The sequence below is a fragment of the Cerasibacillus quisquiliarum genome (assembly GCF_014202495.1).
GTDB lineage: Bacteria > Bacillota > Bacilli > Bacillales > Amphibacillaceae > Cerasibacillus > Cerasibacillus quisquiliarum.
Window position 1 is genome coordinate 24,668 of the sequence record NZ_JACHHA010000004.1, and the last position, 19,250, is coordinate 43,917.

A 19,250-nucleotide genomic window follows, 5' to 3' on the forward strand; every position below is an offset into this window, starting at 1 on the left:
GGAAACTCCAATCTATGAGGAGCTATGTTCCTAGACTAAATACGTACAAACAGGAAGCAGATAGATTTAAAAAATCTATCTCAAAAAAGCTACTCATAGTCGGTTTGTTTCCGGCAAACCGGTAGAAACTCGCGAGCCATATTCTCGCCATTATATGAGAATGAATGTTTAATTGAATGTTTTTATTATAACATGAGAAACCTAATTTGCAATGGAAAATGTTGCCCTTGTTCAGATTAAAGATAGAATTAACCATCATTTGCTATCACTTCTAGCGAGATTTACTCTCGATGTATCTTACTTTCAGTCGAATGTTGGCAATAGGTAGTTTTGGACAAAAAGAAGCCGATATCAATCAGTATGTGACTGCGATGAAATTATTCAGCTGTTTGCTTCTTTACTGTTTTTCTTTTAGGCTGATGAGGTTTTGTTTTTTCTTTTCTTGCTTTTTCTAAAGAAGCTTGAAGAACGTCCATAAGATCAACCACATGATCAGGTGTTGGCTCTTTTGTTGTTGTCGTCACGTCTTTCTTCGCTTTTTTCTCTTCAATTAAATGAATTAAAGCGTGACGATATGCATCTTGATATTTTCCTGGGTCAAATGTTGTTGTCAGTTGGTCGATTAATAATTTCGCTGTATCAAGCTCTTTCTTTACAGTCTCTACATCTTCTGGAACGTTTGGAACATCGGTTACTTGTCTCACTTCATCCGGATAGTGGATTGTTTCTACTACGATTGTATTTTTATAAACGCGGATTACAGCAAGTCGCTCTTTAGAACGAATCATCATTTTAGCAACACCAATTTTCCCTGTTTCGTGAAGTGCTTGACGTAGTAAACCGTACGCTTTTATTCCACCTTCATTCGGTGATAAATAATAACTTTTATCAAAATAAATCGGATCAATTTCATCCAATTTTACAAAATCAATAATTTCCACCGCTTTATCTTGTTGTTCTCTTTGTATCTCTTTTAAGTCATCTTCTTCTAATAGAACAAATTTATTTTTCACGTATTCATACGCTTTGACAATCTCATCATTTTTTACTGATCGTTTACATACGGGACAGGTTTTTTCATAATTAATTGGTGTTTGACATTCTTTATGGAGTTGACGAAGTGATATATCTTTATTTTCAGTAGCGGCGTGCATTTTTACAGGAATATTTACAAGCCCAAAGCTAATTGTACCTTTCCACATCGTGTGCATAATGATTGCTCCTTTTTTGCTTAGTTTGTGTGAGAGTTCATAATCTATTCCTAACTTAGGATGATTTCTCAGTCATGACATAACCTATTATCAAGGAAGGAGTGTATGTATATGAATATCATGAAACCTGTCGTTTCGTTAGATTTACCGATGGGGGATGATTGGGCCTATGAAATTAAATATGACGGTTTTCGTTCTGTCTTAAAATGGACGAAACAAGACATTAGTCTTTTGAGTAAAAATAACCACGATTTAACAGATAAATTTCCTGAAATTGTTGACTATTGTCGTGCAAATACGCCAAATGTTTCTGCCATATTGCCACTGACGCTTGACGGCGAATTGGTTATATTAAATCATCTATATCAAGCGAATTTCTCACTTATCCAATCACGGGCCAAATCAGGAAAAATAAATAAAGCGGCACAGTTTATTGCTTTTGATTTATTATTGCAAGGAGAGAAATCACTTAGAAATAAAACTTATAATGAAAGACGACAACAATTAGAAGCATTATTTAAACGTCTATTCGATAATCCTTTTTCACCGCTACGACTGATTCATACTTTTTCCCATGCCGATGAGGCTCAACATGTTGTCTTTACCAATAAAAGTGAAGGTATCATTGCCAAACGAAAAAGCAGTCTGTATCGTTCTGGTAAAACACATCGGGATTGGATAAAAGTTAAAAACTGGCGAGTCATAAAAGGATGCTTAACAGCTTATAACGAGAAGAATGGTTATTTTTCTGTCTATGTTTATGATGATGATCAGTTGATTTATATTGGAAAATGTAAACACGGTTTACATGATGAAGAAGCTGACATATTGCGGCAATTTTTTCGTAAATATGGTGAGAAATCCGGCTCCATATTTTATATGCCACCGGCAATTTGTGCGTTAATACACACTTTAGATTTACATGGTGATGAACTTCGTGAACCACAATTCGTTCGCCTTCTTCCTGAAATTGAGCCTAAGACATGTACCATTGAACAGCTTAAACAAGATATGGCGATGTTTCCAACAAGGATTTCCTTTACTAATCTGAAAAAAGCTTATTGGCAAAAGGTCACGAAACTGGATTTTCTCATTTATATACGTGAAATATCTCCTTATATGTTACCTTTTTTAAAAAATAAAGCCGTCACACTTATTCGTTCTCCCGATGGTATTTTTGGAGAGCATTTTTATCAAAAACATGTACCATCTTATGCCCCACCATTTATTCATGACTTAACCAATGATGAACGGATTCGTTGTGATGATTTAACTGCCCTTCTATGGTATGCCAATCACGGAGCTATTGAATACCATCTCCCATTTCAAACGGTTGAAGCAAATGCCCCCGATGAAATGGTGTTTGATCTTGATCCACCTGATCGCGAACATTTTTATTTAGCTGTACGAGCAGCACGGTTAATTAAGCAAATGCTTGATCATTTTCAGTTACATGCTTTTGTTAAAACATCAGGGAACAAAGGTATACAGATTCATATTCCAATTCCCGAAGGTAGCCTTTCTTATCAAGAAACAAGTGTGTTTACAAAGGCGGTTGCTTTAACCGTTGAAAAGCAGTATCCTAACTTATTCACAACTGAACGTTTCATTCATAAAAGAGAGAGACGTTTATACTTGGATTATGTGCAACACGGTAAAAATAAAACGATTATCGCTCCGTACTCTCCACGGAGAACGAATGAGGCAAGTGTTGCAACCCCTTTGTTTTGGGAAGAACTTACAGAATCATTCAAACCCGAACAGATGACTCTTAAACATGTATTAGAACGGGTGAAGATTAAGGGATGTCCGTTTATGACCTATCATATCGTTCGGGATAAACAACCACTGAATCAACTTTTAAAAATGATACGTCATTAAAATGGATGAAGTAAAACGACCGGAAATGAGCCACACTTGTTTAGTGTGTTTAATAACCGGTCGCTCCTCTAAAATTTACTGACTCTACATATTAAAGTACCATCTTCTCATCAAGAGTTGTTTTATCATGGAATTGCTTCATATTTAATTTCTTCAAAATGCGAGCTGTTAACGTCCCTGCTAAAATACTATCATTGACATTAACTGCCGTACGCCCCATATCGATTAAAGCTTCGATTGAAATTAAGATCCCCGCTAAAGCGACAGGTAAGCCCATAGATGATAATACGATTAATGCAGCGAATGTTGCCCCACCACCAACACCAGCGACACCGAATGAACTAATACCAATAATAAGAACAAGTTTTACAATAAATTCAGGTGCTAAAGGGTCTATACCAACCGTTGGAGCAATCATAACAGCAAGCATCGCTGGATAGAAGCCCGCACAGCCATTTTGCCCAATAGTTGCTCCAAATGAAGCAGCCATATTTGCAATACCTGGTTCTACACCGAGAGTTTCACGTTGTACTTGACTTGTTAATGGAATCGTTCCAGCGCTTGATCGCGATGTAAAAGCGAACGTCAAAACTGGCATGACCTTTTTCAAATAAGTGAACGGATTTAAACCAAACAATGCAAGTAAGACGAGATGAAAAATAAATATAACGAATAAACCAACATATGATGCAATGACAAATTTACCTAGTTCTATAATGCCAGATACACTCGTTTTCGCAACGGTATTAGCCATTAAAGCTAAGATGCCAAATGGTGTTAAGCGTAAAATTAAAGTAACCATACGCATTACGACTGCATGAACGGCATTTACAATTTTCGTGAAAAATTCAGCGTGCTCTGAATGTTTTCGTCGAAGCCCAAGAACGGCAACACCAACAATCATTGAAAAAATAACAACCGAAATGACAGATGTCGGGCGCTCCCCTGTCATATCTAAAAAGATATTAGATGGAATGAAATTTAATATTTTTTGTGGTGTTGATAAATCTTCAACTTCAGTTAAACGCTCTTCCATCATAAGTCCGCGTTCTTCTTCTGCTTGCCCTGCTTCAATTTGGGAGGCATCCAAATCAAATACAGTTGATGTTACAATACCTATGAGTGCTGCAACCATGGCTGTTGTAACAAGAATACCGATAATCCAGGCTGAAATTTTCCCTAATTCACTCGATTTTTCCATATTTATGATCGATTGAATAATTGAAACCATCACTAATGGCACAACAATCATCATTAAAAGACGAATATAACCACTCCCGACAATACTGTACCAATCAACTGTTTTAGTTAAAACTTTTGAATCAGCACCATAAAAGTACTGTAAAAAAGCACCGAGAACAATCCCAACTCCAAGCCCTGTAAAGACACGTTTAGTAAAAGATACGTGTTTCTTTTGCATATAAATTAAGAGACCAATAAAAGCGAGTAATATAATAACGTTTATAAGTACAAACCATGAATCCATTTTCTTTCCTCCTCATGTTTTATTCATCTTATGTCCTAGAATACAAATGTGTCACATATAATTCCGATAGACATACTACGAATTAACTATACAAAGGGTTGCGGAAAATTTCAAGTAAATCATATTTTTTTTACAAAAAAGATATAGCTCCCGAGTAAAAAATTTATCAATCCGGGAGCTTATAGTGTGTGTAAATCATACCTTTTCCTAAATATCGAATAATTCCTTTATAGTATTCATCAGATGATAGATAGTCATTCACCAAATACAATTCCAGGGATGACCATTGACCAAGCAAGTAATTTCCATATATTCAGTAGAATAATAAAATCAGTGCTAAAGCAAAGTCAGCACCGCTAAATATTGAACTTGTGAAAACTGGATCATAAAAGGCTGCTAATAAAATACGAATAACGCTTACATTTACACATTTATAAAAAAAGCAAGCGGATTATACCCGCTTACTCTGTTTGTCTCTTCCTGATAAAAACCAACCAAGAACAGCTACGCCTACTAAAACAGTATAGAAAATAATTTTCCATAATGTAGAATGTGGAAAATCATGTGGAATTAAAGCAATGTCTTCATGTGCGAAAACGAGTAAGGCTAATTTTACACCGACCCAACCAACGATAATAAACGCCGCGATCTCGAGACCAGGTTTTTTATTTAATAAATCAACGAACACATTTGCTGCAAACCGCATAATAATTAGGCCAATCATTCCTCCTGCTAACACAACGGTAAATTGCCCAGCATCAAGGCTACCTATTTGACCTAACCCAGTCTTAGGAAGTGCAACTGCTAATGCAACTGCAGCTAAAATAGAATCAACCGCAAAGGCTAAGTCAGCAAATTCGACCTTGGCAACAGTCATCCAAAAGCTCGCTTTAGATACTTCCTTTTGTGGCTCTACTTCTAGCAACGTTTTTTCATCTGGATCATCTTTCGCTCGTAATTTCGTATAAAGGTGGCGAATCGACATCATTAGTAAATAAGCCGCACCAATTGCTTGTACCCACCAAACATCCACGAGAAAAGAAATGATAAATAATGAGCCAAAACGTAAAACAAAAGCACCGAGCAATCCGTAAAATAGTGCTTTCTTACGCTGGGTTTTCGGTAAGTGTTTAACCATGATTGCTAATACGAGAGCATTATCAGCTGCTAATAATCCTTCTAATCCGACTAAAATGGCTAATACCCATATATATTCTATCAATAATTGCATATCCATCTCGATCACTCCTCTATTATGACATCCTACGTTTACCAATTAATCGTCCAGTGGTTTCTCTGTTATCATTCCCCTCCACTTACTTTCTAAAAATAAAAAGGCCATTTACTGTAATAATCAGTAAAGGCCTAATAAAAAAAGAGACCTCTACCATTTGGTAAAGGTCTCGCTAACAATCTATTTCATTGCCAATTTAAGCCGGAGAAATTTCTCGTCATGACGACTTAAACTGTACAGCTACTCCCCTTTAGGAATAAATATATTATTAATTTAATTAAACACTTTTTTTCATACCTTGTCAATTATCATTTATATTTTTTATTAACAGCATAAAAGGCTTTAACACCGTTTACTTAAGTTAGAGAACTAAGATGGCTAGCTTGTCCAAGTTTTACAAAAGATTTTATTCTTTTGGGCAGATAAGAATGTCTTATTAATCGTTTCATTCTTCCCGCACCTACGATAGTAATTGCAGTTATCGTGATGACTTGCTACACTTAAAATCAAGGGAGTGATTTGATATGTCAAAAAAAGCTTTGCTTGATGAGTTAGATAATTTAAAAGCAGATTACGCAAGAATCCAAAGTGATATGGATAAATTAGAATATGTTAAAGGAAGAGTTTCTTCAGCAGAAGAACAACTCATCCGCTTAGAAAAAGAAATTGCTGAAGTTTATAAGCAACTAGAGAAATATGAATAGACATAAAAAACGCTTAGACAAGCAGTCCAAGCGTTTTTATTATGATTCTCTAGATCCATTGTTAGAGCGCGTTTTTTCAATCTTTGCTTGAATTTTTGCCTTTTCTTTCGTCGGCGGTGTGATACTAACAATAACATCACCGACTTCTGGCACTGGCTTCATATCTTCAGTAAAAAACTTCAGAACGCCAGATGGCTTTATCAAGTATAAATAAATCGTTTGATCGTCTTTCTCATCCATATATTGCTTAAACGTAAATTGATTTGTAATCGTTGTATGCCGGAAGACGTAGCCTTTTTCTAGCATCTGATTTAATTCAGTCATCGTCACTTCTTCTTTAAATAATACACGCCCGGCAACTTTCGGTACGATTTCACGTGTCGTATTAATATTCATTTGATCATATGGACTGATTTTAAAGACATTCGTCCGCCCATATTCAGGCATGAACGTTGTACAGATGAGTGAATTATAAAATGGATCATCTGACGCCGCGATTAAATAATCATAAGGCATCGTATCAAAATGGAATTCTGTTTGTTCGGAAAGCATTTCTCCATGATAAAATGGAATTCCTGCTTCACGAGCAAGGCGTAATTTTCGCCATGATGAATCAACAATGATGACTGGAATATCTGCTTTTTGCAATGTTTTTGCCAGTTCAACCGTAAAGCGATTACACCCTACAATAAGTGTTCCTGGATGACCTTCCATTGATAAATTTAGCTTTTTCGCCAAAGGCCCGATTGAAAAACCATGTGCTAGCACGGTAAAAAATACAAGCCCAAATGTTAACGTCGTTAAGAGAGTTGCATCTTCAAAACCTGCATCAAGTAAAATACCTGCAAAATAGCTCGATACAGTTAATGCAACAATTCCGCGAGGAGCAATCCAACCGACAAGCATTTTTTCATTTAATGTTAAATTCGTTCCAATCGTCGAAAGAAATATGGATAATGGACGAACGGCGAACATCATAAGTAACACATAACCGATAATATTCGGTTGAAAAATTTGCAATAATGTCTCTAACTGTAAAGATGCCGTTAACATGATGAAGATAGCCGATATTAAAAGAATCGACATATTTTCTTTAAAATGCCGCATCTCTGTGACTGAGCTTACACCCATATTCGCTAAAGTAAGGCCCATCGCTGTAACTGAAAGCAATCCCGTACTATGAACAATTTCATCAGGTATCGTAAAACATAAAATGACGACGATAAAGACAGTTGGAGATTTTAAAAACTCAGGTATATACCCTCTTTCAAACATCCAACCAATCCAACGTCCACATAACCAGCCGAAGAGTGCAGCAAATAAAGAGGCAACAAAGAATATAATAAGACGCTTTCCACTCGGGTCATCAGCAGTCAAGTACAAAATAATTTCAAAGGCGAAAACTGCCAGTAAGGCACCAATAGGATCAACAATAATTCCTTCCCATTTTAAAATTTTCGCTGGACGTGGTTTAAGCTTCGATTGTCTTAAAAGTGGCATAATAACCGTTGGACCAGTGACGATGAATAAGCCACCGATAACGAAAGCGACCGCCCATGATAAGCCTGCTATATAATGCGCTGTAAGTGATCCAAGTATCCAAGCGATAAACGCCCCTAATGTAGCAATGCGAAAGATTGGCCGACCAATACCAGTTAATTCTTTAAAGCGTAAATTTAAACTCCCTTCAAAGAGAATAATCGCAACGGCGACGGAAATAAATGGATCATATAAATTTCCAAAGTCTTCTTGTGGATTAATCCAGCCAAAGATGGGACCGATTAAAAGCCCAGTAATCGACATAACGACGATTGCTGGCATCCTAAAACGCCATGCAATCCATTGTGAACCAATCCCCAAAAGACCAATTAACATAATCTCAAATAATAATGTTGGATTCATGTCATCCCCCTGTGATTTCCATTTTTTTATAAAATATAAAAACATTGTATATGGATTTGAATAAAAAGTAAACAGTAACTCGAAAAATATTCTTTTTCATACTCATTGTGTGTCATTTTAATATCAATATTGCGTTAGTTTTTACTTTCCCATCTTTAACTTTTTTTAAACACTAGTATCACTTCGTCTTCGTTTCTTCTTCATCAAACATTGAACATGTTTTTATATTCATGTAACATCTAAATTAATTTTTACATATTACAGTCTTAATATAGAAAGACTTATTATTAGTACATATGGTCTATAACGCCAAAGTCAAACTATGTCAATTGTCGTAGAGAAGTTGATTAGTTAATCTTTTTAATCAACTGTAAATCGCATAAACTGAAAATTAATATTCCAGTCTAAGATAAAAATAATTTAAAATATGCTTTAATGATTTGTTTGCTTTAAATATTACTGATTTTCTTGTAAAAAAAATAAATGCTAGTTAAAGCAAAAATAGATATCCATACTAAGGGGTTATTAACAATAATTATAATTGTAGCAGCTAAAACAAGGATGATTATATCCAATTTATTTTTGTTTTTTTTCTGATTTAAAACAAAAATAGTTAGTAATAAAGCAATAACAACAATAATTATATTGAAAATGATTCCCATAAAAAAATACACCTTCTTTCTATAGCAGTTCTAAAGACTTCTTTATTATCATTTTTTATATGAAATCTTAATATCTATATCAAAAATATTCTAGCTAGAAAAGTATAAATAAACAAGAAGGTTTTAAATTAATTATCAGATTAATCTATCTAGCTATGTTTATAACATCAATTAATACAACATACTTGCAAGAAGAACATGCTCTAGATAAATGTCTAACGAAGAAGACCTCTTAAAAAATAAATTACCAGGAAGTTTATTTGTGAAATATGTTAGGATTGAATAGAAGAAAGCGAGGGATTTCCATGTTTAATCAACCGGAGAAAATCCTACAATCCTATTTTGGTTACGCATCTTTTCGACCAGGTCAAAAGAAAGTGATTGATCATATATTACATAAACGACATACACTTGCCATTATGCCTACTGGTGGTGGGAAATCTTTATGTTACCAGATACCAGGGCTTATTATGGATGGAACTGCTATTATCATTTCTCCCCTTATATCATTGATGAAAGATCAAGTCGATGCTTTATTATCATTAGGCATTTCCGCGACGTTCATTAATTCTTCCTTATCTAATAGTGAACAACAAAAAAGACTGAAGGAAATAAAGACGGGACGATATCAATTTGTTTATGTTGCACCAGAACGTTTTGAATCAGGCTTGTTTTTACATACGATTCAATCGATTCCGATATCGTTTGTAGCTTTCGATGAAGCTCACTGTATCTCACAATGGGGGCATGACTTCCGTCCGAGCTATCGCTTAATTGTACCCATCTTGAAACAACTACATCATATTGACACCTATGTTGCCTTAACAGCAACTGCGACTGAAGCAGTTATTTCAGATATTCAAGAATTACTAGACATTCATCCAGAACATATTGTTAATACAGGCTTTAAACGAGAAAACTTATCCTTCCATGTCGTTAAAGGTAAGGATAAGCGCAATTATTTACGTCATTTTTTAGAAAAACGCACGGAAGAATCTGGCATTATTTATGCTGCAACAAGAAAACAAGTTGATGGCATATATGAATGGTTAAGGCGAGAAGGTTATTCGGTTGGGAAATATCATGCAGGTTTATCTGAAAATGAAAGACAACGGGCACAGACACAGTTTGTTCATGACGAAACCAATCTTATGATTGCGACGAATGCATTCGGAATGGGTATTGATAAATCAAACGTTCGTTTTGTTATCCATTATGCAATGCCAATGAATATCGAATCTTATTATCAAGAAGCAGGACGTGCTGGTCGTGACGGTGAACCGAGTGATTGCATCTTATTATATTCTCCACAAGATGTACAATTGCAAAAGTTTCTCATCGAACAATCGATGATGGACGATGTTACAAAAGAGAGAGAATACGAACATTTACAAGCAATGATTAATTACTGTCATACACATAGCTGTTTAGCCTCATATATTTTACAATATTTTAATGATCTAGAGGCAATAGAAGCATGCGAAACATGTAGTAATTGTACGTATCGTAAGGAAAAGATAGATATAACTGAAGAAGCACAAATGATCTTATCCTGTGTGAAACGAATGGATGAGCGTTATGGAATCAGTCTAACGGCTAAAGTATTAAGAGGATCAAAGGATAAGAAAGTTCGTGAACTTGGATTCACGAAATTATCAACTTATGGATTGCTTTCACATTATACTGAAAGAGATATAACAGAACGAATTCAATTTTTAATTGCAGAAGGGTTACTTCAATCTGTAGGCGGACGTTATCCTACCTTAAAATTAAACGCAAAATCGGTCGAAGTGTTAAAAGGAAAGCGACATGTAACGATGTATGCAGCACCGATACCAACAGTGGAAACAGCTGATTATTATTACGATTTATTCATGGAGTTACGTCAGCTTCGTAAACAAATAGCAGACGAAATGGCTGTGCCACCATATGTATTGTTCTCTGATGCGACATTAAAAGATATGTGCCGTTATCTACCTAAAACAGAAGAAGAGTTTCTACAAATTAAAGGGGTGGGAGAGCGAAAATATGAACAATATGGTGAAGCTTTCTTAAAAAGGATTGCATTGTGGCATGCTTCCTATCCAGATAAAAAAGCGCGCATTCAAATTACAGATCATAGAAGAACAAACGATTCATCACCGAAAAAAGATACACGAAGCAGTCATATGATTAGTTATGATCTTTTTAAGTCTGGAAAAACTCTAAAGGAAATTGCCATCATAAGAGACTTATCGTTAATGACGATTGTAAATCATATATTTAAAGCATACCAAGAAGGTCATACAGTCATCTGGGATATTTTTTTCACTGAAGAAGAAGAGACACTCGTTTTAGAAAAACAACGTGAAATCGATGAACGACGACTTAAGCCATTAAAAGAAGCCTTGCCTGAAGAATATAGTTATACGAAAATTAAAGCTATTTTAGTAAAACATAGCTTAATATAACTTAAGAATGTCTTTGTTTCATTTCGTATGATACTAATAAAAACGGTTTTAGCTCGCCAATACAGAGCTAAAACCGTTTTTCTCAACTGTCTCCTTACCAGAAGGCAGTTCTGTTTATTTATTGTTATAGGCTATGTTTTATGACTTATCTTGATGGGATGATTTGTCCATTTTATTATTTGATATCTAAAGCCCATGTTCCATTTCGAAAGACAGGTTCTGTTGTACCATCTTGAAGGACACCGTCAATATCAAGCTTTTCAGAGCCAATCATAAAGTCTACATGGGTCATACTATCATTGACACCGTGCTTATCAAGCTCTTCCTTTGTCATGTTAGAACCGTTCGCGATATTAATCGGGTATGCCTTACCAAGTGCAATATGGCATGAAGCATTTTCATCAAATAATGTATTATAAAAGATCAATCCTGATTGCGAAACAGGAGATTCATGTGGAACGAGAGCGATTTCACCAAGACGTTTTGCCCCTTCATCCGTTTCAAGCAAATGCTTTAATGTATCTTCACCTTGTTCCGCTTTAAAATCAACGACTTCTCCATCTTTAAATGTTAAGCTGAAATGATTGATCAAGCTACCACCATAGTTTAATGGTTTTGTACTTGATACTGTACCATTGACACCGTATTTATGTGGCATTGTAAATACCTCTTCAGTTGGCATATTAGGGTTAAACGTAATTCCTTCTGTCGATTTCTCAGAACCACCTGCCCAAATATGTCCTTCTGGAAGTTCGATTTCTAAATCGGTTCCAGGTGCTTTAAAGATAAGTTTCTTATATTTTTTCTCATTTAAAATAGTATGTGCTTTATAAAGTGTCTTATTATGTTCTTCCCATGCTGCAATTGGGTCGTCTTGATCAACGCGTACAATTTTTACAATCGCATCCCAAAGACTTTTTATCGCTTCTTCTTTTGATAAATTCGGGAAAATCTTTTGAGCCCAATCACCAGTCGGAACTGAAATGATTGACCATGTAATCCGGTTAGTCATCGTATACTCTCGAAACTTCGTTAATGCCTCACCAGATGCTTTATTCGCTAATGCGATGCGTTTCGGATCAACGTCTTTTAAGAGGTCTGGGTTTGTAGAGTATATATTTAAAACAGCGCCGCCTTCTTCCGCCAATGAATTATACTGCTTTATGCGCCATTCTGGAAATGAACCAATCACTTCTTCTGGAGCATGCTGAAATTTCAAAAGTTGTAGTTCATCATCAACCCAGTTCATAAGCACGTCTTTTGCACCGATTTCCCATGCCTTACGCACGACAATTCTTGCAAAATCTGCTGTTTCAATTGGAGCCGTAATCATAATCGGTTGGCCTTTTTGCAAGTTTACTCCTGTTTTCAATGCTAATTCTGCATATTTTTCCATTGTTTTTTGATCAATCATCGAATCTCCTCCATTAATTATCATTCTTTAATTATTTCACAAAACGGAAAATAGTACAATGATGAGAGAAGTAATGGATGACCCTATTTTACAGTTGGTTTACTATATGTTATGATTGATATAGGTTACTTTTTGTAAGTTATTATAGAGTGAATCATGTTTAGATATCATATAGATAGAGGGGATATTGTTGGCACCATTATGTCCGAAGTTTGAAAAAGCGATGCAGTTATTTAGCAAGCGATGGGTTGGACTTGTCCTTTCTGAATTATTAAAAGGTGAAAGACGTTTTTCTGAAATGGAGGCGGACTTGCCTATTAGTGGAAGACTGCTTTCTGACCGTTTAAAATTACTTGAAAAAGAGGGCATTGTCAATCGCAAAGTATATTCTGAATTTCCAGTGCGCATCGAGTATTCATTAACTGAAAAAGGAAAAGCATTGGAACCAGTTATTAGAGAAATCGAAGACTGGGCAGAGAAATGGGTCACACTTGAGTGTGAGAAATAATTATATTTTATGTTTTAAGAGGTTGTCATTTAATTTATGGCAACCTCTTTGTAGTAAAGCAGTGACATAAAGATGTAGATGTAAATGCATCTCTTGTTATGAATTCTTTTTTCATATCTATTTTTAGCGGATAAATCCCGAACAACTTAAACCGTCCGGGATCCTTCTTTTACTTAGAGCGATTCCAAGGGTAATCTGCCCCGAAAATCTCTGTGAATTGTTTTGACTGTTGTCTTCTTTCGCGACGTTGTGCTGCTCGAACTGGAGCACCCGCATGAAGTAATTTCTCATGCTCTGTTTCTGGATAAACTGGGGGAACTGGAATTGGTCGTCCATCTTTATCTACAGCTACAAATGTTAAAAAAGCAGTCGCACATACTTGACGTTCACCCGTAATTAAATCTTCCGTAATCGCCTTGGCAAATATTTCCATTGATGTTTTATGTGTCCATGTTACATATGCTTCTACACAAATTGAATTTCCTGCTTTAACTGGCGCAATAAAGTCAATTGAATCTGTTGAAGCTGTAACGACATTTTTTCGTGCATGACGAATGGCGGCAATAGCAGCCACATCATCAATGTATGCCATTAATTTTCCACCAAATAATGTGCCGTGAGGGTTTGTATCTGGTGGCATCACTTGTGAAATTTTTACTGCTAATGAATTTGAACATGGCTTTGCCTTCATGATGTCATTTCCTCCCTATTCCATTCATAGTAAGTCTTGCTACTTCTATTTTAACATTTTTCAACCTTTTATGACAAAATAGCCCATCATATCACTCATTCATAAAATTGGTGACAAAAGCCTTGAGATAGATTCTTTAAAGCGAATACCTAAAGAACGCTTATCATACAATGATTTAGACATTTGTGTTGAATCCGTCATATCTTTTTCAAAAATATCCGCAAGCTGTCTTGCGATATCAATATCATAGATAAAGGCATTGACCTCAAAATTCAGTCTAAAACTACGCACGTCAATATTTGCAGTGCCGACAGAAGCAATTTTTCCATCGACAACTATCGTTTTAGCGTGCATAAATCCCTTTTGATAAATATATGTTTCTGCTCCAGCCTTTAATAAGTCACCGATATGCGAAAATGTTGCCCAATAAACAAAAGGATGGTCTGGCTTATTCGGTATCATTATTTTCACATCTACTCCAGATAAAGCAGCGATTTGCAATGCATCTCGCAAACTCTCGTCTGGAATATAATACGGTGTCTGAAGATATATGTATTCTTTAGCAGACATGATCATCTTGATGTACCCATTTTTAATTTGCTCCCACTCTGAATCAGGTCCACTTGAGACAATTTGAATCCCTGTATTTCCTTTTGGAGTCGCATCATAGAACCGCTTTTCATATGAAATTCTATTTTGCGATGCTTGATTCCAATCTAAAATAAAGCGCGTTTGTAAGTTACGAACAGCATCACCTTCTATACGTAAATGCGTGTCACGCCAATAGCCAAATTTTTTACTCTTACCTAAATACTCATCTCCAATGTTAAATCCGCCAATATAACCAATCTTTCCGTCAATAATAACAAGCTTACGATGGTTGCGATAATTTATTTTAAAGTTAATCTTCGGTATGCTTGGCGGAAAAAACGAATCAACATATACACCCGCCTCTCTTAACCGCCGAACATATTTCGGCCTTAACAGACGTGAACCCATATCATCATAGAGTACACGTACTTCCACGCCAGCCTTCGCTTTTTCAATTAACACTTTAGCAATCCGTTGTCCAAGCTCATCATGACGTAAAATATAATATAATAAATGAATATGATCAGTTGCTTGCTCCATATCGTTAATTAAAGCTGAAAATTTATCTTGTCCATCTGTAAAAATATCAACTTGATTATTTTGTGTGAAAATAGATTCATCATTACGTAAATGCAAATAAAATAAGTCCTTGTATTCCATTAATTCTTTTTGTCTGAAATCAAATTCGTCTCGTTCCAAAGCCTTCATTTGCTCACGGACGGCCTTTTCTACTCCAAGTCTACTCTTTTTATCCCATTTGAAAATTCGTGCACCTCGTAATGGCTTACCAAATATTAAATAGAGAAAAAAACCGACAATAGGAATAAAAAATAAAACCATCAACCATGCCCATGCTGCCGGTGCATCCTTTCTCTCTAAAAAAATGACTGAAATAGCTAAACCAATGTTAATAATAAAAATAAGAGCAATGAGTAAAGGTAATAATTCCATTAACAGCACTCTCCTTCCAAACGAGCCGACATACAAAGTATTAATCTCTTATTCATTAATATAGCATAAATAACAAACCATCGTTACATTGATCATTGTATTTTTTTACCTTTTTTCCACACTGTTACTGTTGTTAAACTGGTGGAAAAAGACTCATAAACAACATAAAAAAGGGGCCTTAATTTTGCCCCGTCTATTTTGACACAACAGATTGTGCTTCTGCCTGAATATGATCCAGTGCTTGTTTTAAGTCAGACCAAATATCTTGCCACGCTTCTAGGCCGACTGATAGCCGTATCATTTGGTCAGTAATCCCCATTTTAAGCCGCTCATCCTCTGGTACAATCGCATGCGTCATAGTCGCTGGATGTTCAATCAATGTTTCTGTATCACCTAAGCTAACAGCAACTTTAATTAACTTTAACTGGTTGAGTAATAATTGCGCGGTTCGTTTATTGCCTAATACTTCAAATGAAATCATCGCCCCTCCTCTAAGCATCTGTTTTTTCTGGATATCATTATTTGGGTAATAAACAGCCGTTACAGCAGGATGGCGGGCGAGCTTTTTAGCGATGGTTTCGGCTTGCTCACAATGACGATCCATTCGAACAGGTAATGTTTTTAGCCCGCGTAATAAAAGCCAAGCTTGAAACGGAGATATAACTCCACCGATATCTTTTTGAGTTGTCATAGCAATTTCGTCAATAAAATCTTTTTTACCAACAACTAGACCAGCAATGACATCGCCATGACCGCCAATATATTTCGTCGCACTGTGTACAACAACATCACAGCCTAATTCAAGTGGACGCTGTAAATAAGGTGATGAAAATGTATTATCAACAACTACAGGGATATGATATTCTTTAGCCACTTCACTGACCATTTGTAAATCAATTAACTGCATCGTAGGGTTAATAGGTGTTTCGATATAAATACATGCTGTCTCTGGACGTATGAGGGAGCGTATTTCTTCCTTTGTACGCATTGGTGAGAAGTCGTGGGTGATATGATATTTTTCTTTCATCATCGTTAGTAAACCGAACGTGCAACCATATAAACCAACTGAACATAGAATATGATCATTTGCCTTTGTTAACGCAAATAAAACAGCTGAAACAGCCGCCATTCCTGAGGCAAAAGCAAGCCCTTTTTCGCCACCTTCTAATGCGGCTATGCGTTTCTCTAATATGTTTACAGTCGGGTTTCCTAACCTAGAATAAATATAACCTGACTCTTCTCCACTAAAACGTCTTTCACCTTGTTCTGCTGATGTAAAAGCAAAGGTAGACGTTTGGAAAATCGGTGGGGCTAAGCTCCCAAACATCTCTTCTGAAGCATAACCTTCGTGAATAACAGCTGTTTCAAAATGTTTATATGTTTTAGTCATCCAATCTATCCTCCCCTTCTTCTTATTATATTCTTATCATACGTCATTCAAAACAAAAATGAAAGCGTTTACATCATTGTTATGCTTGGTTTTTTGTTCTTAAAATAATAAATAATCACTTTTTCTATTTCCGAATAATCTTACGGAATAGATGTTCGTTATTATTTAGCGGAATCGTTGCATTTTTAGAGAAATGGTCTAAAATTTAATTAATTTACCTTTTACGTGTAAGCAACTACTAAGCAATGATACAAACAGGGAGGTAATCACTTGAAGGAGAATCAATCGACTAAACTAGGAGCATTATATGCTATTATTGCCTACGTACTATGGGGAGTTTTACCAATTTATTGGAAATTTATTGATCATGTAGGATCAGGTGAAATATTAGCTCACCGGATTATTTGGTCCTTTGTCTTTATGATTGTTTTAATAACAATTGTACGGGCTTGGCCAGAATTTGTCTCGACATGTCGTGATATGTTATTACATAAAAGGAGATTATTAGCGATTATATGTGCCTCTTTAGTAATTAGTTTAAACTGGCTAACATATATATGGGCGGTGAACAATGATTACATTATTCAAGCAAGTCTTGGGTATTATATGAACCCATTGATTAGTATTTTGTTAGCTGTTGTCGTATTAAGAGAAAAGCTTTCAGCTCAACAGGTCTTTTCTGTAATTCTTGCGAGTGTTGGTGTCATTTTATTAACCGTTCATGCAGGCGTCTTTCCTTGGGTGTCTATTTGGTTAGCTGTATCTTTTGCTATATACGGACTGATTAAAAAAGTGATTCATATGTCAGCTATGTTCAGCTTAACAATTGAAACGATGATGGTAACACCAATAGCTTTAGTGTATCTTTCTTTACTTCCTAAACAAACCTTTACACTGAATGTCTTTACAAGTACACATGCACTATTAATCGGTGCGGGAGTGATGACAGCTATACCGCTTCTTCTATTTGCAAAAGGAGCACAGTCCATTCCTTTATCTTTAATTGGTTTCTTACAATATATTGCACCGACCATTATGCTGATTCTCGGTATCTTCGTATATAATGAAACTTTTTCTCTAATACATTTATTAGCTTTTTCGTTCATATGGATTGCATTAATCATTTATCTCATATCTATTTATAGACAGCCTGCTATGGATAAGACACCTAAAGTTAAATACCTTTCTTAATAATCATAAAAATGTTACTCATGTTCTTTATTAAAAAGAGTTATAATGATAATATAGCGAACAATTATTAAGTCTTATTTTGGTGTGATAATATATGAAAAGGAAAATATTCTGGTTCAGCATATTATTTATCTTCCTATCAATCATGATCGGTGTATTCGTTGTTAGTAAATATAAATTTGATACAAACGTTTCCCAATTTAAAGAAAAACTTGTTGATCAATCGGTGGAGAGAATTGAAGAAAACGTGGATAAAAGTCAATCAACTACATCGTCATACAAAGAACGGTTGCAATATCTGATCGATCATGCCCAACATATTTTTGCAAATAAACCTGTGCAAATTGTAACCATTGGTGATTCATTAACCGTGGGAGTTGGTGACGAAACGAAGCAAAGTGGTTATGTTGGCATATTGAATCAAACATTCCAAGATAAAAAAATCCTTGCTCGTATTGAAAATCTTGGAAAAAGCGGTAATCGAACAGACCAATTACGTAAACGATTAGATAACGAAGATATTGCCAAGTCAATTGAGCAGGCTGATATGATTTTCATCACAATCGGTGCTAATGATTTGATGTATGTACTAAAAGAAAATATTACTCATATTACGATTCAACCATTTATGAAAGAAATGAAACGTTATGAAGATCGGCTAAGAGATATTTTTACACGACTTCGTGAATTAAATGAGGATGCGGAAATTTACTTGATTGGCTTCTATAATCCTTTTGAAGCGTATTTCAATGAAATTGAGGAATTAACAGAAATAACCAAACAGTGGAATGAAGTTGGACAGAAAGTAACTGCTCATGATTCCCGAGCATATTTTATCCCTACGGCAGATTTATTTGTCGGGCGAACAAGTCAATTGTTGGCTGATGATTACTTTCATCCGAATAAAGCAGGCTATGAAGTGATTGCTAATCGAATTATCCAATTTTTGAATCAAATGGAGCGGTAAATAAAGAGAGGGCGAAC

General features: G+C 35.5%; 14 protein-coding genes and 1 riboswitch. Of the genes, 6 read left to right on the top strand and 8 right to left on the bottom strand.

Translation table 11 applies throughout. The features are described 5' to 3' along the window. Nucleotides 1-76: 76 nt before the first annotated feature. A riboswitch (purine riboswitch) is annotated at nt 77-178 on the bottom strand. A gap of 199 nt (nt 179-377) precedes the next feature. Then, complete coding sequence (ku, locus tag HNQ35_RS06060) at nt 378-1,211, bottom strand: non-homologous end joining protein Ku (protein WP_146938550.1); 834 nt, start codon at nt 1,209-1,211, stop codon at nt 378-380. A 111-nt stretch (nt 1,212-1,322) separates the two neighbouring features. Between ku and ligD the strand changes: the two genes are divergently transcribed. Further along, nucleotides 1,323-3,092 carry a DNA ligase D gene (gene ligD, locus HNQ35_RS06065; protein ID WP_146938549.1) on the top strand — a complete coding sequence of 590 codons (1,770 nt, stop codon included), beginning with the start codon at nt 1,323-1,325 and terminating at the stop codon, nt 3,090-3,092. A gap of 91 nt (nt 3,093-3,183) precedes the next feature. Here ligD and HNQ35_RS06070 read toward each other — a convergent pair whose 3' ends face one another. Together HNQ35_RS06070 and HNQ35_RS06075 are read right to left on the bottom strand one after the other, a co-directional pair. Continuing rightward, nucleotides 3,184-4,578 carry an L-cystine transporter gene (locus tag HNQ35_RS06070; protein WP_146938548.1) on the bottom strand — a complete coding sequence of 465 codons (1,395 nt, stop codon included), beginning with the start codon at nt 4,576-4,578 and terminating at the stop codon, nt 3,184-3,186. 451 nt (nt 4,579-5,029) lie between these two features. Then, nucleotides 5,030-5,815: a MeeY/MeeF family manganese export membrane protein gene (locus HNQ35_RS06075; RefSeq protein WP_174771683.1), complete on the bottom strand. Its 786-nt coding sequence runs from the start codon at nt 5,813-5,815 to the stop codon at nt 5,030-5,032. A gap of 521 nt (nt 5,816-6,336) precedes the next feature. Between HNQ35_RS06075 and HNQ35_RS06080 the strand changes: the two genes are divergently transcribed. After that, a complete protein-coding gene (locus tag HNQ35_RS06080; protein WP_146938547.1) occupies nt 6,337-6,516 on the top strand; it encodes an SE1832 family protein in 180 nt (59 codons plus the stop codon). 39 nt (nt 6,517-6,555) lie between these two features. Here HNQ35_RS06080 and HNQ35_RS06085 read toward each other — a convergent pair whose 3' ends face one another. Then, nucleotides 6,556-8,418 (bottom strand): cation:proton antiporter, encoded by a 1,863-nt coding sequence (locus HNQ35_RS06085; protein WP_146938546.1) that lies wholly within the window; start codon nt 8,416-8,418, stop codon nt 6,556-6,558. A 967-nt stretch (nt 8,419-9,385) separates the two neighbouring features. On the opposite strand from HNQ35_RS06085, the gene recQ reads away from it, so the two are divergent. Beyond that, nucleotides 9,386-11,530: a DNA helicase RecQ gene (recQ, locus tag HNQ35_RS06090; protein ID WP_146938544.1), complete on the top strand. Its 2,145-nt coding sequence runs from the start codon at nt 9,386-9,388 to the stop codon at nt 11,528-11,530. A gap of 175 nt (nt 11,531-11,705) precedes the next feature. Here the strand turns inward: recQ and HNQ35_RS06095 are convergent, their stop codons facing one another. Further along, a complete protein-coding gene (locus HNQ35_RS06095; protein ID WP_146938543.1) occupies nt 11,706-12,944 on the bottom strand; it encodes an aminopeptidase in 1,239 nt (412 codons plus the stop codon). Nucleotides 12,945-13,134: 190 nt separating this feature from the next. Between HNQ35_RS06095 and HNQ35_RS06100 the strand changes: the two genes are divergently transcribed. Beyond that, the gene (locus tag HNQ35_RS06100; protein ID WP_281284190.1) at nt 13,135-13,452 is read left to right on the top strand and encodes a winged helix-turn-helix transcriptional regulator; all 318 of its coding nucleotides are present in this window, start codon (nt 13,135-13,137) and stop codon (nt 13,450-13,452) included. Nucleotides 13,453-13,621: 169 nt separating this feature from the next. On the opposite strand, the gene HNQ35_RS06105 is transcribed toward HNQ35_RS06100, so the two are convergent. The 3 genes from HNQ35_RS06105 to megL all read right to left on the bottom strand — a co-directional run bounded on the left by HNQ35_RS06105 (nt 13,622) and on the right by megL (nt 17,075). After that, nucleotides 13,622-14,143: an acyl-CoA thioesterase gene (locus tag HNQ35_RS06105; RefSeq protein WP_146938542.1), complete on the bottom strand. Its 522-nt coding sequence runs from the start codon at nt 14,141-14,143 to the stop codon at nt 13,622-13,624. Nucleotides 14,144-14,242: 99 nt separating this feature from the next. Then, a complete protein-coding gene (gene cls / locus HNQ35_RS06110; protein ID WP_146938541.1) occupies nt 14,243-15,685 on the bottom strand; it encodes a cardiolipin synthase in 1,443 nt (480 codons plus the stop codon). Between the two features lie 193 nt (nt 15,686-15,878). After that, entirely contained in the window at nt 15,879-17,075 is a 1,197-nt protein-coding gene (gene megL, locus HNQ35_RS06115) for a methionine gamma-lyase (RefSeq protein WP_146938540.1), read from the bottom strand. Between the two features lie 270 nt (nt 17,076-17,345). On the opposite strand from megL, the gene rarD reads away from it, so the two are divergent. Further along, nucleotides 17,346-18,266, top strand: a complete 921-nt coding sequence (gene rarD, locus HNQ35_RS06120; RefSeq protein WP_146938539.1) for an EamA family transporter RarD — start codon at nt 17,346-17,348, stop codon at nt 18,264-18,266. Nucleotides 18,267-18,360: 94 nt separating this feature from the next. After that, nucleotides 18,361-19,233, top strand: coding sequence for an SGNH/GDSL hydrolase family protein (locus tag HNQ35_RS06125; protein ID WP_146938538.1), 873 nt, complete (start codon nt 18,361-18,363; stop codon nt 19,231-19,233). Nucleotides 19,234-19,250: the final 17 nt, after the last annotated feature.